The organism is Lysinibacillus parviboronicapiens, from assembly GCF_003049575.1.
Taxonomy (GTDB): Bacteria; Bacillota; Bacilli; order Bacillales_A; family Planococcaceae; genus Lysinibacillus; species Lysinibacillus parviboronicapiens.
This window is the reverse complement of the sequence record NZ_PYWI01000001.1, coordinates 86,934-109,880: the sequence shown is the minus strand read 5'-3', so window position 1 is coordinate 109,880 and position 22,947 is coordinate 86,934. Positions and strand designations below refer to the sequence as shown.

The following is a 22,947-nucleotide window of genomic DNA, read 5'->3' as shown; positions in this document are numbered from 1 at the left end:
TAGGAAGTAGTAATCATTCAGTATAATAGTAAAATGGGAATTCGAATGCACGGATTTCGTTTGAAAGGAGTTACCTGATTGCGATGAATGAGGAACAACGATTAGCCAGTCAACAAGTCAATCAACCTAAAAAAGAAGACAAGCCTGAAAAGGATTATAGTAAATATTTTGAGAAGGTCTTTACAGCACCTTCATTAAAAGATGCTAAAAAACGTGGGAAAGAAGAAATTAAGTACCATAAGGATTTTAATATTGCAGAAGAGTTTGCAGGCATGGGCGAGGGACGTACGTTTTATATTCGTACATATGGCTGCCAAATGAATGAGCACGATACTGAAGTGATGGCTGGGATATTTATGCAACTAGGCTATACCGCTACAGAGATAATTGAGGAAGCGGATGTTGTGTTACTGAATACATGTGCAATTCGTGAAAATGCAGAGAACAAAGTATTCGGCGAACTTGGCTTCCTGTTAAAATATAAACGTAAAAATCCAGAAATGCTCATCGGTGTATGTGGCTGTATGTCACAAGAAGAATCCGTTGTAAACAAAATATTAAAAACTTACCCTCACGTCGATATGGTATTCGGCACGCATAATATTCACCGACTGCCAAATATTTTAAAAGAAGCTTATATGTCGAAAGAATTGGTCATCGAAGTTTGGTCAAAAGAGGGCGACGTTATCGAAAATCTACCCAAAAAACGACTTGGTTCTATTAAAGCTTGGGTGAATATTATGTACGGCTGTGATAAGTTCTGTACTTACTGTATCGTACCGTATACGCGTGGTAAGGAACGTAGTCGCCGTCCGGAGGAAATTATTGCCGAAGTTCGAGAGCTCGCGGCTGCAGGCTATAAAGAAATCATGTTGCTTGGACAAAATGTCAATGCTTACGGAAAAGATTTTGAGGACATGGAGTACCGACTTGGAGATTTGATGGATGAGTTAAGAAAAATCGATATCCCACGTATTCGTTTTACAACGAGCCATCCACGCGACTTTGATGATCACTTAATCGAGGTACTTGCAAAGGGTGGTAACCTAGTGGAGCATATTCATTTGCCAGTGCAATCAGGTTCAAATGAAGTGTTAAAAATCATGGCGCGCAAATATACACGGGAGCATTTCCTTGGCTTAGTCGATAGAATTAAAGCGGCTATCCCGGGGGTCACATTAACAACTGATATTATTGTTGGTTATCCAAACGAAACGGAGGAGCAATTCGAAGAGACGCTGTCTTTGTATCGTGAAGTTGGCTTCGATATGGCATTTACGTATATTTATTCTCCACGTGAGGGTACGCCAGCAGCGAAGATGATTGACAATGTGCCAGAAGATGTGAAAAAACAACGACTTCATCGTTTAAATGCCGTTGTACAAGAGTATTCCCGAAAAGCATTGGCAGGTTTGGAAGGCGAGATTGTAGAGGTGTTAGTTGAGGGGACAAGTAAACGTCGTGAGAATGTCCTTGCAGGTTACACACGTAAAAATCGCCTCGTGAATGTTAAAGCGCCAGCAGAGCTTATTGGTCAGTTAGTGAAAGTTAAAATAATCGAAGCTACTTCCTATTCATTACGTGGTGAATTTGTGGAAGTAGTAAAAAATGAAAAGGTGGAAGCGTAAATGACAGAAGTAATGTATACAAAAGAAGATTTAATTAAGAAATCACATGAAATTGCACATATGATTGCCAATACACCAGAGGTTGAGTTTTTCAAAAAGGCAGAAGCACAAATTAACGAAAATCAACTTGTACGTGAACGTATTGCTAGTCTGAAGAGCTTGCAAAAACAAGCTGTAAACTTCCAACACTTAGGCAAAGAAAAAGCGCTGAAAATGATTGAAGATAAAATTGCGAAAATCGAAGAAGAAATTAACGCAATCCCAGTCGTTCAACAATTTAAGGAATCACAAGTTGATGTGAATGATTTATTACAATTAGTGTCCAACACAATCGCTAACAATGTCACAAATGAAATTATCCGTTCAACAGGTGGCGATTTACTACGTGGTGAAACGGGGTCATACGTAGCGAATACACAACCAGGTAGCTGCTCATAAATAATAGAAGTAATGGCTCGAATGATTGCATTCGGGCTATTTTTTTATCATGGTATTAAGGATAGTAATGCTTAGGAAAAGCTGCCTGGACTAAGCGAATATGTACTGCTACAGTAGCTTTAGTATGCTCAAAAAGTTTTTTGCGAGATGTACCAACGGTGCCCGTAATCTGAAAAAGATATAAAGTGATTCGACTGGATTCTATGAAATATGTTCACCCAATGGGCGCTACCTGCATATGATGGAGTGAAAAGAGTCGAAGGAGGAATTGCGCTGAAACGTTTACGACAAATCGTGACGAAAGCAGTAGTTGCCAAGGGGAAGAAAAGAACGGAAGATCGTGTAACATTATGCCCAACAAATAAACCGACGAGTATTCTTGGTTGCTGGGTAATCAATCATACTTGCTCAGCAAAAAAAGTCGGTAAATTTGTAGAAGTATCAGGGAAATTTGATGTCAATGTTTGGTATGCCTATAGTAACCATTCGAAAACAGCAGTGTTTTCAGAAACGGTTCACTATAAAGACAAAGTGAAGCTTCATTTCAGAGATGGTGAAGTGAGCGTTGGCGATGATGTACGTGTTCGTGTAATCCAAGAACCAAATTGCATGGAAGCGGTAATTTCTCCATGTGGAACGAAATTTGAAATAGTAGTAGAACGAGAAATTGTCGTAGAAGTGATGGGTGAAATGACAATTTGTATTAGTGTACATCCACTAGATTTCGAAGAGGAATGGAGTTTTAATGATGAAAGCTCATCCTCATCATCTTCTTCATCTTCATCTAGCTCCAGTTCAAGTTCAAGTTCGAGTAGTGAAGGAAGGTATGTTTTAGAGTCCTCATCGTTTCCTGATGAGCGCCCAAGATAAACTACAAGCTGAAACATTTTTAATACATGCGAAATGCTAGCATCTTTACAAAGGTGAAATGGGCGTTTCGCATGTATCTTTTGTTATAATGAAATTATCTATATGGCAAGAGCGAGGGAAAGATGATATGACAACATATACACCAATGATGCAACAATATTTGCAAGTAAAAGAAGATTACAAGGATGCCTTTTTATTTTTTAGATTAGGTGACTTTTACGAGATGTTTTTTGAGGACGCAGTTAATGCCTCACAAATTTTAGAAATCACATTAACAAGCCGAGATGCAGGCGCGAAGGACCGTATTCCAATGTGCGGTGTGCCGCATCATTCGGCTAAAAATTATATTGAAACATTAGTACAAAAGGGTTATAAGGTCGCAATTTGTGAGCAAACGGAAGATCCGAAACAAGCAAAAGGCGTAGTTAGACGTGAAGTGGTACAACTTATAACACCAGGCACAATTATGGAAGGAAAGGCGCTTGATGGTAAATCGAATCATTTTATTGGTGCAGCTGAGCAGTTAGATGCTACAACCTTTGGCTATGCCTATTTAGACTTATCTACAGGCGAGGCGACTGCTTCATCGATTGAAGGTGATGCCAAAGCACTGCTAATGCAAATGCAGGCATATGGTATTCGTGAGCTTGTCGTAACAGAGAGTCTACAGCTTTTATTGGCAGAGCATGCCGTGAATTTGGGGATTGTGCTGTCTATTGAAGTAGATGAAATGGCATTGGACAAGGTTGTGAATTATGTAGCAGCAGTACCAGCACAATTACAAGTGGCTTGCCTACGTCTACTGGCCTATATTGATAAAACGCAAATGCGCTCGTTATCGCATATTCAAACGTTCACATTTAATGAAATGAAAAATTATTTACGTATCGATTCTAGCTCGAAACGTAATTTAGAGCTGATCCAATCGATTCGAGGTGGCGATCAAAAGGGTACATTGCTTTGGCTGTTAGATGACACGGTTACAGCTATGGGTGGTCGTAAGTTAAAACAATGGATACATCAACCTCTTGCTACGCGTTCTGCCATTGAGTCAAGACTTGAGATTGTCACTGATTTATTAGAAGAATATTTTGTAAGAACAGAGTTACAAACTTCTCTTAAACAAGTATATGATTTAGAGCGTTTGGCGGGACGTGTGGCATTTGGCAATGTGGGAGGCCGTGATTTAGCACAACTGCGAGATTCTTTGCGTCAAGTGCCTGTGATTGTACAACAGCTTTTGGAATCAAGCAAAGAAACACTGCAGAATTTGGGTAGCACCCTTGATATATGTGCAGACGTCGAGACATTATTGGCACGTGCGATTACAGATAATCCTCCAATTACCATTAAAGAAGGCGATGTCATCCGGGATGGATACAATGATCGCTTAGATGAGCTGCGTTACGCATCTCGCAATGGCAAGGACTGGATTGCCCAGCTGGAACAAGAAGAACGTGTTAAAACGGGTATAAAAAATTTGAAAATCGGTTATAATCGTATTTTCGGTTACTATATTGAAATAACAAAATCGAATATTCATTTAGCAGATTTAACGCGCTATGAACGGAAACAAACGCTAGCCAACGCTGAGCGCTATATTACGCAAGAGCTGAAGGAAAAAGAGGCACTCATATTAAATGCCGAGGAAGAAAGTTTATTGCTTGAATATAATTTATTCGTGGAAATCCGTGAAGAATTAAAGGCTTTTATTCCACGTGTACAGGCTCTAGCGGCAAGTATTAGTGAGTTAGATGTCCTCCTTAGCTTTGCAAGCGTGTCAGAGAAATATCGTTTTACGAAACCAGCATTTCATACAGGGCGTTCACTAGAGATTCTTGAAGGACGTCACCCCGTTGTTGAAAAAATGCTGAATAAGCAAATGTATGTACCAAATGACTGTGTACTTGAAGAACATCACAATATGATGCTAATTACAGGGCCGAATATGTCTGGTAAAAGTACGTATATGCGTCAGGTGGCACTCATTGTCGTTATGGCACAAATGGGTTGTTATGTGCCAGCCGAAAAAGCTAGATTGCCAATCACCGATCAAATCTTCACACGTATTGGTGCAGCGGATGATTTAGCAGCAGGGCAATCTACATTTATGGTGGAAATGTTAGAATCACAACACGCTATCTTGCATGCGACTAAAAATAGCCTAATGTTGTTTGATGAAATCGGTCGTGGGACTTCAACATATGATGGCATGAGCCTTGCGCAATCGATGATGGAGTATATTCACGATAAAATCGGGGCGAATACACTATTTTCAACACACTATCATGAGTTAACAGCACTTGAGAAAGAGCTTCCTCGTCTGCAAAATGTTCATGTATCTGCTACTGAAAAAAATGGTACGGTGGTCTTTTTACATAAGGTAAAAAAAGGAGCTGCCGATAAGTCATACGGGATACACGTGGCACAGCTTGCGCAATTGCCAGAGGAGATTTTATCTAGAGCACGTGTACTGCTCGAAAATTTCGAGGCAGGTAAAGAGGTGACGGCACCACAAGTAGTTGCAGATCAGCCCGTACAAATGTCGCTATTTGCAGAGGGAGAACCCGTTTCACCAGCTGAAACAGAGGTTTTAAAAAGTCTGGAGAAGGTTAATATTTTAGGAACTTCACCGATGCAGGCGATGAATATTTTATATGAATTACAACAGCAATTGGTCAACGCGAAAAAATAAGGAGTGATGTGCTATGGGTAAAATACAAATAATGGATGAATGGCTGTCCAATAAAATCGCGGCAGGGGAAGTGGTCGAAAGGCCAGCATCTGTTGTGAAAGAGCTTGTGGAAAATGCCATCGATGCAGGAAGTACGTCCATTGATGTTTTTTTACTAGAAGCAGGGCTCACTTCCATTCAAGTGATTGATAATGGCATAGGCATGGACGAGGATGATGCACTCATCTCTTTTTCACGCCATGCTACAAGTAAAATCCACCAGGAACATGATTTATTTCGTATCCGTACATTAGGTTTTCGTGGTGAAGCATTGGCGTCCATTGCATCTGTATCAAAAATGACGCTTATTACATCAAATGGTGAATCTGGTACATATGTCGAGTTAGAAGGCGGACATGTTACTACGCATAAGCCCGGTCCGTTACGGAAAGGCACGGATATTACGGTAGCGCAGTTGTTTTTTAATACACCTGCCCGTTTAAAATATATGAAGACCATTCAAACCGAGCTTGGCCATACCATCGACTTGATGAATCGTTTAGCGCTTGGAAATCCTCAAATTGCCTTCCGATTGCTCCATAATGGTCAGCAACTGTTACAGACGAATGGTCGTGGTGACGTACAGCAAGTATTAGCTGCTATCTATGGTGTGCATAATGCAAAAAAAATGGTGTCATTTCAAGGTGAGTCACATGATTATAAGGTATCGGGCTTTGTATCATTACCTGAGGTGACGCGTGCTTCGAAAAATTATATGTCACTGTTTGTGAACGGCCGCTGGGTAAAGCATTATTTGGTACAAAAAGCCATTGTGGATGCGTATCATACGTATTTGCCCATCGAACGTTTCCCGATTGTTGCGCTCTATATAGAAGGAGATCCCTATTTAACGGATGTGAATGTTCATCCAGCAAAGCATCAAATCCGCTTGAGTAAAGAGCCTGAATTATTGAAGCTTATCGAGGAAACGATTCGTGAGACGATTCGTGGTGTTATCCGCGTGCCGCAGATGGAGAAGAAAGAAAAAGCAGCTATCCCAGCAACCGAGCAACTTAATATATGGAAACCTACACCGAAGCTGGATGTGGAGAAAATGAACGCCATTGTGGAAAAGCTTTATGATGTGCAAACGGTCCAGGAATCGAGCTTACCTCCTATTGAAAAACCACAGGTGACTGTCACTGAGGAAAGCTGGCAGCCCTCATTGCTGACTGCATCGAATCCTGTAGAAAATGTTCAGAAAGAGCTAGAGCAAGTCCCTGAGCAAGAGACAATAAAAGAGCCATTTCCTGCACTTGAAGTAGTTGGACAAATACATGGTACTTATATTGTTGCACAAATGGAGGATGGATTTTATTTAATTGACCAGCATGCAGCACAGGAACGTATTAAATATGAATTTTTCCGTGAAAAAGTTGGACAAGTGAATCCGAATGAACGTCAGGCCTTATTGCTGCCGCTAACCTTCCATTATGCAGCGGACGAGGCACTAATCTTACGTGAAAATAGACCGGAACTTGAAGCTATCGGTGTATTTTTAGAGGAGTTTGGACAGTCATCTTTTGTTGTGCGAGAGCATCCAAGCTGGTTTCCAAAGGGTGAGGAGCAGGAGATTATTGAAGACTTAATCGAGCAAGTACTGACGACAAAAAAGGCAGATGTAAAAAAATTGCGTGAAGCCGCGGCCATCATGATGAGCTGTAAAAAATCGATTAAGGCGAATCATTATTTGACGAAGGAACAAATGGATGTCTTACTGCAGGATTTACGTCAGGCTGATAATCCCTTTACTTGCCCACATGGACGTCCAGTCCTCATACATTTTACAACGTATGAAGTAGAGAAAATGTTTAAACGAGTGATGTGATTTTTAAGTGTATTTTACGCACAATGCCACAGAGGGGTTATCGCTGTCGCTTTGAATTCACAATGTGGAAGTTGGCAACCCGAGGACTTTAAGAGCTAATGCCAATTGCGTACATGGCTAAACGGGAAAAAGGGGGAGAATGGATGGGTGAATTTATTTTAGCAATCGACCAGGGAACGACGAGCTCGCGGGCCATTTTATTCAATAATAAGGGTGAGGTTGCCCATGTGGCGCAAAAGGAATTTCAGCAGTATTTTCCAAAAGCCGGCTGGGTGGAGCATAATGCTAATGAAATTTGGGGCTCAATCCTAGCAGTTATTGCGGCTGTTTTAACGGAAAGTGGACATGAAGCAAGTGAAGTTCACGCTATAGGGATTACCAATCAGCGGGAAACAACCGTTGTTTGGGACAAACATACGGGGCAGCCAGTCTACAATGCAATCGTCTGGCAATCACGTCAAACGCAGGACATTGTCCATGATTTGAAGGAACAAGGCCTAGAGGATGTTTTCCAGCAAAAAACAGGGCTGCGTCTTGATGCCTATTTCTCAGCAACGAAGATTAAATGGATTTTAGATAATGTTGAAGGCGCGCGTGACAAAGCAGAAAATGGCGATTTATTATTCGGTACGATTGATTCATGGATTGTTTGGCGATTATCAAAGGGAAAGGCACATATTACGGATTATTCAAATGCCGCACGTACATTACTTTACAATATTCAAGAGCTAAAATGGGACGATGAGCTATGTGACCTTTTAGATATTCCGATGACGATGTTGCCAGACGTGAAAAATTCATCAGAGGTCTATACGATGACTGCACCGAGTATCTTTTTTGGCGAAAAAATTCCGATTGCTGGAATTGCAGGTGATCAGCAAGCTGCACTTTTTGGGCAAACTTGCTTTGACAAAGGAATGGCTAAAAATACGTATGGTACAGGTTGTTTTATGCTATTAAATACGGGAGAGCAAGCAGTACGTTCTGAAAATGGTTTACTCACAACGATTGCTTGGGGTATAGATGGTAAGGTGACATATGCCTTAGAAGGTAGTGTTTTTGTAGCTGGCTCAGCAATCCAATGGTTACGAGACGGCCTTCGGATGATTCGTACTGCGGCAGATTCTGAGAAGTATGCCAAAAAGGTAGAAGATACAGATGGTGTATATATTGTACCGGCATTTGTTGGCTTGGGTACACCGTACTGGGATACGGATGCGCGCGGGGCAATTTTTGGTTTAACACGTGGTACATCGAAAGAACATTTTATCCGTGCAACACTTGAATCTTTGGCGTATCAAACAAAGGATGTGCTGGATGCAATGGAGGAGGCGGCTGGTACACCGATTGAGGTCCTTCGTGTGGATGGTGGAGCAGTTAGTAACGGTCTGTTGATGCAGTTCCAAAGTGATATTTTGCAGTTAGAAGTGGAGCTGGCCAAACTCAATGAGTCAACAGCATTGGGTGCGGCCTATTTAGCGGGACTTGCAACTAATTTTTGGCCGGATAAAGAGACCTTATCCGCACTGTGGGTTACTGGCAAAAACTATCAACCAAAGATGGAAGCGGAGCAGGCACAGGCTTTATATGCAGGTTGGCAAAAAGCAGTAGCAGCTACACGTATATTTAAATCATAGCTAATGGGGGAGAAGAGTATGTTTTCATTTGAGCATCGACCTAAAATCATGCATTATTTAGAGCAGTATAGCTTTGACGTATTGGTAATTGGAGGAGGCATTACGGGTGCAGGGATTGCGCTTGATGCTGCCTCAAGAGGATTGTCTGTCGCACTGATTGAGATGCAGGACTTTGCCGCGGGTACGTCAAGTCGTTCGACAAAACTTATTCATGGTGGCCTTCGTTATTTAAAACAGTTTGACGTAGGTGTTGTGGCAGAGGTCGGACGTGAACGTGAAATAGTCTATGACAATGCTGTTCATGTCACGATGCCTGAAAAAATGTTGTTGCCTTTATATAAGAAGGGCTCGCTTGGTCCATTGACAACATCATTAGCATTGAAAGTCTATGATCGACTGGCAGGTGTGAAAAAGCATGAACGTCGTACGATGCTGAGCGCACAAGAAACGGCCGCGCTTGAGCCTCTTTTAAATAATGAAGAGCTTGTCGGTGGAGGCTATTATGTGGAATATCGTACAGATGATGCACGCCTTACAATTGAAGTGCTGAAAAAAGCAGTGGAATACGGGGCGCTTTGTTTAAATTATGCCGAAATGACTGGATTTTTATATAACAAGAAAAAGCTAGTTGGAGCAAAAGTTAAGAATCATGTTACGGGAGAAACGGTGGAAGTACATGCAGCACAAATTGTCAACGCGGCAGGTCCATGGGTGGATGAGGTTCGTCAAAAGGATAAAACGACAGACAAGAAACAATTACGCCTAACAAAAGGTGTACATATTGTCCTTGACCAAAAGCATTTTCCATTACAACAAGCTGTGTATTTTGATATTCCAGATGGTCGTATGGCCTTTGCGATACCACGTGATGGTAAGGCTTATATTGGTACAACCGATACAGTATATGAAGGTGATCCTGTCCATCCGGTGGCAACGCAAGCAGACGTTGATTATTTAATAGCTGCTGCAAAAAATATATTTCCAACAGCCAATATTGCTCGTGAGACAGTTGAGTCATCGTGGGCTGGTGTACGTCCCCTTATTTTCGAAAAAGGCAAGGACCCTTCAGAAATTTCACGTAAAGATGAAATTTGGACAGCATCAAGTGGGTTGATGACAATTGCGGGTGGCAAGTTAACAGGTTATCGTCAAATGGCTGAAACCGTTGTCGATAAAATTGTTAAAATGCATAAATTTAAGCATGCTAGTCCATGTATTACGCGTGAACTTTCGCTTTCTGGGGCAAAGGGCATTAATGCTATTAATTTCCCAGATTACACAGCTTATAAAGCAAGAGAAGGCGTTCAGTATGGTTTGAATTATGATGAAGCAAAACATCTTGTGCAAAAATACGGCACGAATGTCGATGCTTTATTTGAACAGGTGAAATATTTGCATGAACATGGGAGTACAATGCCGCTAGCTTTACACGCAATGCTACTATATGGCATCAAGGCGGAGATGGTATACACACCAAGTGATTTCTTTATCCGTCGTACGGGCTTATTATACTTTGATATCCATGCTGTTAAACGCTATAAACAGCAAGTCATTCAAGTGATGCAACAGCGCTTTCACTATACAGAGGCACAAAAAAACACATATGTTGCTCAGCTAGAACAGTCAATCTTAGATGCGACAAATTTTGCTGAGGAAGGGGTATAAAAATGGAACGCTATATTCAAATGTCAGATGGACATTTTGTCTTTACGCGAACATTAACACCAACTATTTCATGTATTGGTCATATTCATATTTTGCATGGTATGGCGGAGCATAGCGGACGTTATGTGAAGTTTGCAGATCAGCTATGTGCTGTGGGCTACGCGGTCACGATGCATGATCACCGAGGACATGGAGAAACAGCGGCATATAACGGCAAGCTTGGTTTTTTTGCCGAGCACAGTGGCTTTGATCGGGTCGTGGAAGATGTACATGAAATTGTCATGACTATGCACAATCAATTTGCAGATGTGCCGTTTATATTATTTGGTCATAGTATGGGGTCATTTATTACGAGAAGATATATTCAATTATATAGTGATAGTGTGGATAATGTGATTTTATGTGGGACCGGAAGTGTATCAACATTGCATATGGCAGGGCATGTCTTTGCCCGTACATTGGCCATGCAACGCGGGAAAGATACGGAGAGTCCACTGTTAAATAAGCTGAGCTTTGGAAGCTTTAATAAACAGTTTCAAAATCCGAAAACGGCTTATGATTGGTTATGTTCCGCTGAACATGAAGTACAGAAATATATAGATGATCCATATTGTGGTTTTATGCCAACAAATCAATTTTTTGTTGATTTAACGGCTGGTTTTATGATGCTAAATCGAAAAAAAGAGATTGAAAAAATAAAGAAAAACTTACCGATCTTATTGATAAGTGGTAGCAAGGATCCAGTTGGTGATCAAGGACAAGGTGTATACACAGTCGCTGAGCAGTTTGCAGCTGCGGGAGTAGAAGATGTAACGGTCTACTTATTTGAAGATAAGCGACATGAGATCTTGAACGAGGACAATAAAGAAGCGGTTTATCAAGTTTTATTACGGTGGTTGGGAAAATATGATACAAGATAAATTACAGCAGGCTGAAGTCGTAGCAATTGTGGGACCAACGGCTTCCGGCAAAACGGCACTAAGTATAGAAATAGCCAAAAAGTATAATGGGGAAATCATTAACGGCGATGCCATGCAAGTCTATAAAGGTTTAGATATTGGCACAGCGAAAATTACGGAGCAAGAGATGGAGGGTGTGCCACACCATTTACTGAGCTTCAAAGAGCCAACCGACTCATTTTCGGTTGCGGACTATCAGAAATTAGTGCGAGCTAAAATTGCGGATATTCAAGAACGTGGAAAGCTTCCCATTTTAGTAGGGGGCTCGGGATTATATGTGCAAGCAGTACTCTATGATTTTCAATTTACAGAGGAGCAGGTAGACGTGGCAGCAAGAGAAGCCTATTATGCTGAGCTTGCAAAATTAGGTCCAGAGGCTATGCATGCAAAGCTAGCTGCGCTTGACCCAAAAACAGCCCAGACAATCCATCCAAATAATACGCGTCGTGTTATTCGAGCATTAGAGATGATAGAGCTTAGTGGAATCTCCAAGGCCTCAGAAGCACAAAATCGAGGGCAAACGCCCCTTTATCATCATTTAATCTTAGGACTTGGCCAAAATATGTCTCGTGAAGAACTCTACAACCGCATTAATCTTCGGGTAGATTTAATGATGGAAAAAGGTCTATTAGCAGAAGTGAAAGGCTTATGGCAACAAAATATACGAGATGTACAGTCGATTCAGGCAATCGGTTACAAGGAATTATATGATTATTTAGATGGTAAATGCTCACTTGAAATGGCGCTTGAAAATTTAAAGCAAAATTCACGACGCTATGCAAAAAGGCAGCTAACCTATTTCCGAAATAAAATGGATGTGCAATTCGTGGACAAAGACTGGAATATCCAATAATTTGTAAAAATTACTAATTGCTTAATTGGGATAACATGCTACTATAGGAATGAAGAGGTAGAAAGAGATTAGGGGAGGCGCATTCGATGAAATCAATTAATTTGCAAGATACGTTCTTAAATCATCTACGTAAAAACAGTGTTTTTGTAACTGTGTTTCTTTTAAATGGATTCCAGTTAAAAGGGACTGTGAAATCCTATGATAATTTTACGGTGTTATTAGTAGATGCTGACAATAAACAGCATCTTATTTACAAACACGCAATTTCTACATTCGTTCCAGCTAAGCAAGTTGAGTTTTCAGAGACAGAATAATAAAGGGATATATGAACAGTTAGTGTGTGACACTAGCTGTTTTTTTTTGTTCAAGCTATAATAGTACAAGAGTTTGACATATTGGAGGATTAGACACATGAAAACAATCGAAACAACTGAAATATTAGAATTACTGGATGCAAACGAAGATTTATACATTATTGACGTTCGTGAAGATGATGAAGTCGCACAAGGTATGATTCCAGGCGCACAGCACATCGCACTTGGCACTATTCCAGATCGACTAGATGAATTGGATGCGTCAAAACCTTATATCGTGGTTTGTAAAGCTGGCGGACGCTCTGCAAATGCTTGTGCATTCTTAGAAGATCGAGGCTTTGACGTAACAAACCTTGAAGGCGGAATGCTTGCTTACGATGGTGAGTTAGAATTTAAATAATAATTCATTAAAACCTTCGCTTAAGCGAGGGTTTTGTTTTTTTTGTGGTGTTATATAAATCAGTCTGTGTAAATTTTGCGCATCCAGTTTTCTTTGCTCTCCTAGAGAGGCTACGCTTAGTTTAAACTTCTTGTTGAGATTCATCCCGAACGCTTGCGCACTTTTTATCGTATCGATTTGCTTATAGTTAGCTCTCTTAAAAGGACTTCATTATATTTTCATCCATTCATTAAATATATTGACACTAAAAATACTTTGACGTAGATTTAAAGTAGTTGCATAAAAAGTATTAGGTGCCCATTGCGGGAGAATAGGGAATAAAGTGAAATGCTTGAGCGGTCCCACCACTGTAAAATGGAGTTTCATAGAGAATGCCACTAGCATAGTCTGGGAAGGTTCTATGAAATGTTGAAATTGAGCCAGGAGACCTGCCTAATTGACTTCGTATGATATAGACGATGGAAAAGTCTGTAGTTTATTTGTTATGAATAAACTACAGGCTTTTTGTTTTTTCTTTATTCAAAAACCAAGGGGATAGTTACTGATACTTCATAGTAACAGGCAAACAAAAAAGGAGAAATTGTCATGCAATTATTACAACAAACGATACAAAACATTCAGCCAGTTGACAACAATATGATGGAGAAAGCGAGGGAACGAATAGATATCCTTAGTAAGCCACCTGGAAGCTTAGGTAAACTTGAGTCTCTTGCCGTGCAGCTATCTGGTATCACGGGACAATTATTTCCAAAGATTGATCGTAAAGCCATCATTGTCTGTGCGGCAGACCACGGTGTTTGTGACGAAGGGGTGACGTCAAACCCGCAAAATGTGACGCTCTTTCAAACATTAAATTTTCCAAAAGGCTTAACGGGTGTTTGTGCTGTCGCAAAAATAACCAATGCAAAAATTGTCACAGTAGACGTTGGCGTAAAAGAGGATATTCCACTCGATGCAGGTGTCATGATTAAAAAAATTAAATACGGCACGGATAATATGGCAAAGGGTCCTGCTATGTCGAGGGAACAAGCGATTCAATCTATTGAAGTAGGAATTGAAGTAGCGATGGGGGAAATTAGAAGTGGAGCGGATTTACTCGGGACAGGTGAAATGGGCATTGGCAATACAACACCAAGTGCTGCGATTTTATCGGTTCTTCATGGATGTAATCCGTGTGAAGTGACTGGATTCGGTGCAGGTGTTGGAACAGGAGGGCTTGCGCATAAAGTAGAGGTCATTCAAAAAGCCATTGCCTTAAACAATCCAAAACGCGATGACGTTATTGATATTCTTGCAAAAGTCGGTGGTTTAGAAATAGGCGCTATGGCTGGAGTCGTACTGGCAGCTGCTGCCAATCGCAAACCGGTTGTCATCGATGGCTTTATTTCTACGATTGCGGCACTAATTGCCTATGAGCTTGAACCACAAGTGAAAGACTATATCATTCCTTCTCATGCCTCTGAAGAACCAGGTGCTAAAATTGCTGCTGAAATGCTGGGAGTTGAACCGATGCTACATATGAATATGCGATTAGGAGAGGGATCGGGTGCAGCTTTAGCATTCCCTATTTTGGATGCAGCTTGCTCCATGATGAACAACATGGCTACATTAGAGGAATCTATGATGATGTTAGAAAAGTAACCTATATTTTAAAGTTTTTAATGAAGGAAATAAAATGAGTTCATAAAACGTAGTGCCCCTATATTGTCTAGAATCACTATAAAAGGATAACAGGGAAACAGTATTCGGTAAGCGTAGCGTTGATCTTTTATAAGAAATACAGGAAAACAAGTCCAAATAACCGTACTAGCTATTTGGGCTTGTTATTAATACAGAGGCTTAGTTATGCTCGATTTAACTTCCTTAAAGGCAAACGCCATTTTTTTATATAAGAAAGAATGCGTAATGCCGTTATGACACCAAATAATACATATAAAAAGATATCTCCTGATAATAATTCAAGGCCTACGAAAAGCCCTGCTAATGCTGCCCAGACGCCATAGATTTCATCGCGTAGTACGAGTGGTTTGCGTCTAGCTAATACATCACGAACAATCCCACCGCCTGAACCTGTTAAAACAGCGGCAACTATCACCGCACTAATTGGCATGTCGAGTTTGACAGCATATAATGCGCCTTGAATCGCAAATGCCGACAATCCAATAGCATCTGTGAAATTACCCCAGCGATGCCAATGCTGAATAAGATGGTGTGGAAATATAAAAAATATGGTAATCGCCGCTAAGGCGATTTGAAACATCATATCCTGTCCCCACAGTGTTGTCACAGGCAAACCAATAAGTAAATTTCGGATGGCACCGCCACCAAATGCCGTAACAATACCAAGTATATAGACACCGAATAAATCGTATTCTTCCTCCATCGCAATTATTGCCCCGGAAATAGCGAAGGCAATTGTCCCAATAATGCTAAAAAACTCCCAAGCCATCCCTTTCACCCCTTCTAACAAATAATTAACTTTAGCAATGAAGTTAAAAACTTCTGCCGAATGTAACAGAATCTATGAATTTTGTAGCCAAATTCGGTAGTTGAATACTTTTTTTTGGAATAAGTCCGCACATTAGCTTAGCGCATCTTACCTCTAGAAACAATAGGCAAGTTTTGCAGGTAGGCTTACAAATTGTTAAGATAGGACTGGGATTAAGCAAAACTCCAATGAGTGGGGGATTCTCTCTACTGAATACTAGTAAACAGTTCGAGTATTTAATGGTCAGTTAGTAATCGTTCATCAAACTTATTTTTTCACTTTTCTATGGGTGTTGAACGAATGACGGACCTTTTACGGAGGACAAATGTGAAACGGAGACGAAAACAATGACTTTTACAAGCAATTTAACAGAAAACACGCTAGCTTTCGCGGCTATAATAGAGGAAAAGGTCCGTCCTTATCATGCAAAGGTAGAGGAAATGGCGTTTTTCAATCAGCAAAAGGTGCTTGCGGCATTTAGAAAGCATCAGGTAAGTGATTATCATCTGCATCCTTCTAATGGCTATGGCTACGATGATGAAGGTCGTGACAATCTTGAGCGCGTATATGCAGAGGTGTTTGGAGCACAAGCGGCCATAGTGCGTCCACAAATTATCTCGGGTACGCATGCCATTACGCTTAGTTTATTCGGTGTGTTACGTCCAGGTGATGAGTTGCTGTATATTTCTGGTCAACCATATGATACTTTACAATCCATTGTTGATGGTGGGGAGAAGGATACTGGATCACTGAAGGATTATAACATCGGCTATCGCCATGTGGACCTAGTCGATAACCAAACAATTGATTGGCAAGGTGTGGCAGCAGCCATTACACCAAACACCAAAATGATTGCTATTCAACGATCAAAGGGCTATGCAACAAGACCGTCATTTACGATTGCACAAATAGCAGAAATGTGTGCTAAGGTCCGCCAACTTGCCCCAGAAGCAGTTATATTTGTGGATAATTGCTACGGTGAATTTGTCGAGGCACTTGAGCCGACAGAGGTAGGTGCGGATTTAATGGCAGGCTCGCTTATTAAAAACCCGGGTGGTGGCTTAGCCAAAATAGGTGGTTATATTGCTGGCCGTGCTGATTTAGTAGAGAAATGTGCCTACCGTATGACGTCACCAGGCATTGGTGCGGAGGCCGGTGCAACATTAAATACGTTAGGTGATTTCTATCAAGGCTTTTTCCTTGCCCCTCATGTAGTAGCCCAAGCATTAAAAGGAGCCATTTTCACAGCAGGAATGTTGGAAGAAGCAGGCATGGTGACATCACCTAGTTATGATGCTGTACGTACGGATTTAATTCAATCGGTTTCTTTCCAAACAGCGGAGCAGATGATTGCTTTTTGTCGAGAAATTCAAGCGAATTCCCCGATAAATGCGCATTATGCCCCAGAACCAGCGTATATGCCAGGATATGAAGATGATGTCATTATGGCGGCAGGCACATTTATTCAAGGTTCGAGTATTGAACTCACAGCGGATGGTCCAATTCGTCCGCCTTATACGGCATTTATACAGGGGGGCCTAACGTACGAACATGTGAAATTTGCCATTTGCAGCGCCGTGCAATCTATTCCAAAAGAGGCAGACAATAGATAATCCATGCACGAATTTTCATCGGTTTTTACAAATTTTCATCCGTTTAAAAAAAATCTAAAAAACGATGTTAGGAAACCTTACATCTTTATTGACAGTGAAAAATTTTCGTTATATGATTAGCGGGTATTGGAGGGGACTTAAATGAGTCGTGAAATTAGACGAACTATGCCGTTATTATCTATGAGTATCGTGATGCAATTGACCGAGCTTTCGGCACGCCAAATTCGTTATTATGAAGAACACCATTTAATCGAGCCACACCGAACAGAAGGCAATCGTCGTATGTTTTCATTAAATGATGTCGACACACTGCTAGAAGTAAAAGATTACTTGGAGCAGGGCATGAATATGGCGAAGATTAAAAAATTATTCGCTAAAAAACTTGATCCTGTTGCAACAGAAGAACCAGATTTAAGCGACACAGAATTGCGTCGAATAATGCGTGAAGAAATGCGTCAAGCACAGCGCATGCAAAAATCATCCATCAGACGTGGGGATTTATCTCGATTCTATTAAAATTGAGCAACAGGTTGCTTTTTAAGCGGACGGTTTATTGTTCTATTAATAGGGTAGAGTAATGATATAAGCTAGACAATTTATAGGAGTGTGGAAAACTGTGGGTAAATACACAAAAGAGGACATTAAGCGTCTAATCGAAGAAAAAAATGTAAGCTTTATTCGTTTGCAATTTACGGATATTCTTGGCACAATCAAAAACGTTGAAATTCCTGTTAGCCAACTAGACAAAGCACTAGAAAACAAAATGATGTTCGATGGCTCATCCATTGAAGGCTTCGTACGTATCGAAGAATCAGATATGTACTTATATCCTGATTTAGATTCTTTCGTAGTGTTCCCTTGGACTTCTGAAAAAGGGAAAGTAGCACGTTTCATCTGTGACGTGTACACTGCAAAAGGCGACCCATTTGCTGGTGACCCACGTAACAACTTAAAACGAATCCTGAAAAAAATGGAAGACTTAGGCTTCACAAGCTTCAACTTAGGGCCTGAGCCAGAATTCTTCTTATTCAAATTAGATGCAAAAGGCGAACCAACATTAGAAGTTAATGACCACGGTGGTTACTTCGACTTAGCACCAACAGATTTAGGTGAAAATTGCCGTCGTGACATCGTATTAGAGCTTGAAGAAATGGGCTTTGAAATCGAAGCTTCTCACCATGAGGTAGCGCCTGGACAACATGAAATCGACTTCAAATATGCTGATGCCATCACTGCTTGTGACAACATCCAAACATTTAAATTAGTTGTTAAAACAATTGCACGCAAACATGGCCTACATGCTACATTCATGCCAAAACCATTATTCGGTGAAGCGGGTTCTGGTATGCACTTCAACGTATCTTTATTTAAAGGTAAAGAAAATGCATTCTTCGATGAATCAACAGAACTTGGTCTTTCTGAAACAGCAATGCAATTCATGGCAGGGGTGCTTAAGCATGTTCAAGGCTTTACGGCAGTAACAAACCCAACAGTTAACTCTTATAAACGACTTGTACCTGGTTATGAAGCGCCATGTTACGTAGCATGGTCAGCACAAAACCGTTCACCACTGATTCGTATTCCATCTGCACGTGGACTTTCAACTCGTGTAGAAGTTCGTTCAGTAGACCCTGCAGCAAACCCTTATTTAGCAATGGCTGTTATTTTAGAAGCGGGCCTTGAAGGAATTCGCCAACAATTAACACCACCAGCTGCGATTAACCGTAACATCTATGTAATGAGTGAAGAAGAGCGTAAGGCCAATGGTATTGAAAATCTACCACCAGCACTTGATGACGCTTTAGCATTACTTGCGAAAGACAAAATTGCGCAAGAAGCACTAGGTGAGCACATTTATGCAAACTTCAAAGAAGCAAAAGAAATCGAGTTCGACATGTACCGTACAACCGTACACCAATGGGAACGCGATCAATATTTAAAAATGTACTAATTAAAAGCGTTGGGGCTGTAAGGCTCCAACGCTTCTTTATTTTATGCCCACACTGACACAGGAACAGTTAAATGAGGTTCTAAAACTAGAATCTTTTTGTTGCTTTTAACGATAATAATGAATATTAGGAGTAAAATATAAAGGGTCACCAGGCTGGGAGTGACCCTTTGATCATATCAGAAGTGTATACGGCTGATAGATTAGCCATACACCACTATTATGATAGTTTGTAGAAGGGGTTATGGGGATTATTGATAGTTGCAAATAATGAAGGTACTAGCCTTCTTTTCATTTTTTACACTTAAAAATAAATATTAATAATCTTTTTGCATGAAAGTAGCGCCAACAATAATTAGAAGTATAAATAGAACAACGATTAACACGAATGTTGAACTATTATCCTGACCATAGTCCATGCAATAACCCTTGCCATAGTCATTACCATAGTAGCCGCCGCAACAACTATTATAATTACCTACATTTCCAAAGTATCCCATTAAGACCACTCCTTTCTAAAGTTTATTTTATGTATTGTCGTTGAAAGGAGAAGGGTATTCGTCTAATCAATCGCTCTATTACAAGAAAATTTAAGAAATAAACAAAAAAGATTACTCTAACAAAAGTGATATCTGAAATTCAATTAAGAAAATTAAGGTAGGTACTGCTTATGCGTACGTTATCCCATAGTGATATACAGACAATTGAAAAATTGTGCTATAAAGAGAAAGAAAAAAGGTAATGAAACCTCATTTTTCCTTAATCTTTCTTACGTTTAAATATTAATTCAAAAAAGAAGGAGTGCCGTGACCATTTATTCCCGGTGCAAAAGAAAAAGCGATGAGCAAAAAAAGCCCATCGCTTTGTTTTATTAATAGCCCATACGTTTATGATGATGTGGCATATGGCAGTGCTGTGGCATATGGCAAGGGTTAGGTGGCATTTCACAAAGTGTGTGATTTTCACAGCACTCATTTACTACGGATTCTGTGCAAGGGAAATAGTATTGATGATCGAAGATATGTTTGTTGACAGTTGTGATATGTGCTGGTTGAACGTGTGGTACGACAGTATGGATATAGTTAGTGCGAACATATTGTTCAGCTGGTAAAAACTGTGGTGGATCAAATTGTGTAGGCATTGTTTGTGGTGGACAGCAGTGTGGACCTTTACCATGACGGCGATTGCGATTAAACATGTTAAAACCTCCTGTTTTGATAAGTTGTCGTTCATAATTAACATATGAGATGTAAGACTAAATGGTCTATTTGTATGCCTATTAAGCGCTGGTTAAATCTCTTAGGCAATAACAATAGAAATGATATGTGTTACGACCTACTAATGAAAGAAAGAAAGCCGTATACAAGTTAAGTGAAAATGTAAAAACCTCAGGAGCTTCCTTTTGTTAGAAGGAATGCCTTGCTAAGGGATATAATATTTTCCATTCCTTAAAAAGGGCGCGGCTAATAGTAGAGGAAGGCCATAATACGAGGCAAGATTGCTATTGACAAATGCCATAATAGTGAAATAATTGCCATTATTTCAATTGTATAAAAATTCACTTTTATGTTAGGTTGAACCGAATGCGTTATAGGATTTACAATAGTTTGATAATACAAAAATGTTATAAAAATATGAATAATATGAGTATTATTTTAAATTTCATCGAATGCTTCAATGTCTTTATAACTTGTGATATTATGAGCGAAAACAGTATCTACATTTATTTTTGTAGCGGACAAGGGACAAATGATATGGCACTGAGCGTTCACCATATCGGAGGATGATACGAGGGGAAGTTGAAATAGAAGAATATATGGGGGGAGATGTTTGAAAGATTTCTTGTGTGATAAATGGTTAATTTTACTTTTAACACAGAAATTTATTTTACAAATCTAAATGTGCACTTTACACGATATAAATCGACTTAATGTATGACAAGATTTTAGGAATTTTGAAGGGCATAGTTTGATGATTGCCTAGAGCATCAAGTTGAAGTCCGGTTTAATATTTAAGAAATTGTAAATGCCTATGTTAATGATAAAAAAGTAGAGCTGGTCATTCCTTGATACTTTTTAGAGGAATGTTTTTTTATGTGTTCAAGTTTCATTCAGATGAAACGGTACTTACATATATTGATATTTTAACAGTGCATAATGAGCAAGCTTATATGGAATTTCAATCAAAATAGAGAAATGAGGTTTATTGAAAAATATGAAAAAATATCCTACTTCCACTTATTTTTACTTTATTATTCCATCTCTTATTGGTGTCCTATTATTCATGACACCAGTTTTAACAGATGCAGGTTGGAAAGTACCGATTGCCATTTTAGCAAATTTGCTAGCGGGAATTTTGGCACCCGTCATTAGCTATTTTACTGTATCGATGTTTGCGATATCGGCTATCGGCGCACTTATTGCTAAATGTATTCCTCGAAAAAATACTAAAGAACCTAGTATTTTAGATTCATTATTTTATGTAAATTGGTTTTGGACAATCATTCGTCTTATCGGTTTAGTGTTTGCATCGATGGTTGTCTTTAATTTCGGACCAGCTGCCATTAGCAATGAAAATACTGGCGGATTATTAATGGATCCAAATGATGGTTTAGTAACATTTTTATTTACAATTTTCTTATTTGCTGGATTGTTATTACCGTTTTTAACAAACTTCGGCTTACTTGAGTTTTTCGGTACAATGATGGTGAAAATCATGCGTCCACTTTTTAAAAGCCCTGGACGCTCCTCTGTTGACGCACTTACTTCGTGGGTTGGTGATGGGACGATTGGTGTTTTAATGACGAGTAAACAATATGAGATGGGGAATTACACGAAAAAAGAGTCAGCTATTATTGCAACCAGCTTCTCTGTTGTGTCTATTACTTTCTGTATCGTCGTGTTAGAAACAGTTCACTTGGAGCGCTATTTTATTCCATATTATTTAACGGTTGTACTTTGTGGGATTGTGCTAGCTATCGTGATGCCTCGCATTTATCCACTTGCGAAAAAGGAAGATACTTATATTGACGGTACACCAGTAGATTTATCACGTGAGCAATTACCAGAAGGTTATAACTCTGTGACACATGGCTTGGAAAATGCGTTAACAGTCGCACATGCAAATCGTAGTCCTCGCCAATTTTTAAAAGATGGGTTTAGAAATGTCTTGGATTTATGGATTGGCGTCGCACCCATTGTTATGGCATTTGGTACAACTGCTTTAATGCTTGCTGAATTCACGAATATCTTTACAGTGTTAGGGATGCCATTCGAACCTATTTTAGAAGTGCTCGGCTTACCAGAAGCGTCTGAGGCAGCACAAACAATGGTTGTTGGCTTTGCCGATATGTTCCTGCCTTCCATTTTGGGCGCAGGTATTGAAGCAGAAACGACACGCTTTGTAATTGCTGTTGTTTCTGTTTCACAGTTGATCTATATGTCTGAAGTAGGTGGGCTGATCTTAGGTACAAAAATTCCACTGAAATTTTTTGATTTAATTGTCCTATTTTTATTACGAACAATCATTTCACTACCAATTGCAGCATTAGTTGCACATATACTCTTCTAGTC

Annotated in this window: 19 protein-coding genes and 1 riboswitch; of the genes, 16 read left to right on the top strand and 3 right to left on the bottom strand. The window is 39.9% G+C overall.

The window, feature by feature from the left end; translation table 11 throughout:
* Positions 1-83: 83 nt before the first annotated feature.
* The 12 genes from miaB to cobT all read left to right on the top strand — a co-directional run bounded on the left by miaB (position 84) and on the right by cobT (position 14,967).
* Positions 84-1,628 (top strand): tRNA (N6-isopentenyl adenosine(37)-C2)-methylthiotransferase MiaB, encoded by a 1,545-nt coding sequence (gene miaB, locus C9J35_RS00545; protein ID WP_107923003.1) that lies wholly within the window; start codon positions 84-86, stop codon positions 1,626-1,628.
* On the top strand, positions 1,629-2,066 hold the full coding sequence (locus tag C9J35_RS00540; protein WP_054767160.1) for a YlbF/YmcA family competence regulator: 438 nt from the start codon (positions 1,629-1,631) through the stop codon (positions 2,064-2,066).
* A 210-nt stretch (positions 2,067-2,276) separates the two neighbouring features.
* The gene (cotE, locus tag C9J35_RS00535; RefSeq protein WP_201262028.1) at positions 2,277-2,936 is read left to right on the top strand and encodes an outer spore coat protein CotE; all 660 of its coding nucleotides are present in this window, start codon (positions 2,277-2,279) and stop codon (positions 2,934-2,936) included.
* Between the two features lie 127 nt (positions 2,937-3,063).
* Positions 3,064-5,631 carry a DNA mismatch repair protein MutS gene (gene mutS / locus C9J35_RS00530; protein ID WP_107923289.1) on the top strand — a complete coding sequence of 856 codons (2,568 nt, stop codon included), beginning with the start codon at positions 3,064-3,066 and terminating at the stop codon, positions 5,629-5,631.
* A gap of 13 nt (positions 5,632-5,644) precedes the next feature.
* Complete coding sequence (gene mutL, locus C9J35_RS00525) at positions 5,645-7,498, top strand: DNA mismatch repair endonuclease MutL (protein ID WP_107923002.1); 1,854 nt, start codon at positions 5,645-5,647, stop codon at positions 7,496-7,498.
* 143 nt (positions 7,499-7,641) lie between these two features.
* Positions 7,642-9,135, top strand: coding sequence for a glycerol kinase GlpK (glpK, locus tag C9J35_RS00520; protein WP_107923001.1), 1,494 nt, complete (start codon positions 7,642-7,644; stop codon positions 9,133-9,135).
* A gap of 18 nt (positions 9,136-9,153) precedes the next feature.
* The gene (locus C9J35_RS00515) at positions 9,154-10,800 is read left to right on the top strand and encodes a glycerol-3-phosphate dehydrogenase/oxidase (RefSeq protein ID WP_107923000.1); all 1,647 of its coding nucleotides are present in this window, start codon (positions 9,154-9,156) and stop codon (positions 10,798-10,800) included.
* Between the two features lie 2 nt (positions 10,801-10,802).
* Positions 10,803-11,720 carry an alpha/beta fold hydrolase gene (locus tag C9J35_RS00510; protein WP_107922999.1) on the top strand — a complete coding sequence of 306 codons (918 nt, stop codon included), beginning with the start codon at positions 10,803-10,805 and terminating at the stop codon, positions 11,718-11,720.
* Entirely contained in the window at positions 11,707-12,612 is a 906-nt protein-coding gene (gene miaA, locus C9J35_RS00505) for a tRNA (adenosine(37)-N6)-dimethylallyltransferase MiaA (RefSeq protein ID WP_054767161.1), read from the top strand. The genes C9J35_RS00510 and miaA overlap by 14 nt, the downstream gene beginning before the upstream one ends.
* Positions 12,613-12,698: 86 nt before the next feature.
* Positions 12,699-12,926, top strand: coding sequence for an RNA chaperone Hfq (gene hfq / locus C9J35_RS00500; protein WP_054767162.1), 228 nt, complete (start codon positions 12,699-12,701; stop codon positions 12,924-12,926).
* A 97-nt stretch (positions 12,927-13,023) separates the two neighbouring features.
* Positions 13,024-13,326: a rhodanese-like domain-containing protein gene (locus tag C9J35_RS00495; protein WP_054767163.1), complete on the top strand. Its 303-nt coding sequence runs from the start codon at positions 13,024-13,026 to the stop codon at positions 13,324-13,326.
* A 274-nt stretch (positions 13,327-13,600) separates the two neighbouring features.
* Positions 13,601-13,776: riboswitch (cobalamin riboswitch) on the top strand.
* 135 nt (positions 13,777-13,911) lie between these two features.
* On the top strand, positions 13,912-14,967 hold the full coding sequence (gene cobT / locus C9J35_RS00490; RefSeq protein ID WP_107922998.1) for a nicotinate-nucleotide--dimethylbenzimidazole phosphoribosyltransferase: 1,056 nt from the start codon (positions 13,912-13,914) through the stop codon (positions 14,965-14,967).
* A gap of 202 nt (positions 14,968-15,169) precedes the next feature.
* On the opposite strand, the gene C9J35_RS00485 is transcribed toward cobT, so the two are convergent.
* The gene (locus C9J35_RS00485) at positions 15,170-15,775 is read right to left on the bottom strand and encodes a trimeric intracellular cation channel family protein (RefSeq protein WP_107922997.1); all 606 of its coding nucleotides are present in this window, start codon (positions 15,773-15,775) and stop codon (positions 15,170-15,172) included.
* A 386-nt stretch (positions 15,776-16,161) separates the two neighbouring features.
* On the opposite strand from C9J35_RS00485, the gene C9J35_RS00480 reads away from it, so the two are divergent.
* The 3 genes from C9J35_RS00480 to glnA all read left to right on the top strand — a co-directional run bounded on the left by C9J35_RS00480 (position 16,162) and on the right by glnA (position 19,378).
* Complete coding sequence (locus C9J35_RS00480) at positions 16,162-17,427, top strand: methionine gamma-lyase family protein (protein ID WP_054767164.1); 1,266 nt, start codon at positions 16,162-16,164, stop codon at positions 17,425-17,427.
* Between the two features lie 141 nt (positions 17,428-17,568).
* Positions 17,569-17,943, top strand: a complete 375-nt coding sequence (locus tag C9J35_RS00475) for a MerR family transcriptional regulator (protein WP_107922996.1) — start codon at positions 17,569-17,571, stop codon at positions 17,941-17,943.
* 100 nt (positions 17,944-18,043) lie between these two features.
* A complete protein-coding gene (glnA, locus tag C9J35_RS00470) occupies positions 18,044-19,378 on the top strand; it encodes a type I glutamate--ammonia ligase (RefSeq protein WP_107922995.1) in 1,335 nt (444 codons plus the stop codon).
* A 314-nt stretch (positions 19,379-19,692) separates the two neighbouring features.
* Here glnA and C9J35_RS00465 read toward each other — a convergent pair whose 3' ends face one another.
* Together C9J35_RS00465 and C9J35_RS00460 are read right to left on the bottom strand one after the other, a co-directional pair.
* The gene (locus tag C9J35_RS00465) at positions 19,693-19,875 is read right to left on the bottom strand and encodes a YjcZ family sporulation protein (RefSeq protein ID WP_054767165.1); all 183 of its coding nucleotides are present in this window, start codon (positions 19,873-19,875) and stop codon (positions 19,693-19,695) included.
* A gap of 371 nt (positions 19,876-20,246) precedes the next feature.
* The gene (locus tag C9J35_RS00460) at positions 20,247-20,573 is read right to left on the bottom strand and encodes a CotD family spore coat protein (RefSeq protein ID WP_054767166.1); all 327 of its coding nucleotides are present in this window, start codon (positions 20,571-20,573) and stop codon (positions 20,247-20,249) included.
* A gap of 1,016 nt (positions 20,574-21,589) precedes the next feature.
* Between C9J35_RS00460 and C9J35_RS00455 the strand changes: the two genes are divergently transcribed.
* Entirely contained in the window at positions 21,590-22,945 is a 1,356-nt protein-coding gene (locus C9J35_RS00455; protein ID WP_107922994.1) for a YjiH family protein, read from the top strand.
* Positions 22,946-22,947 lie beyond the last annotated feature (2 nt).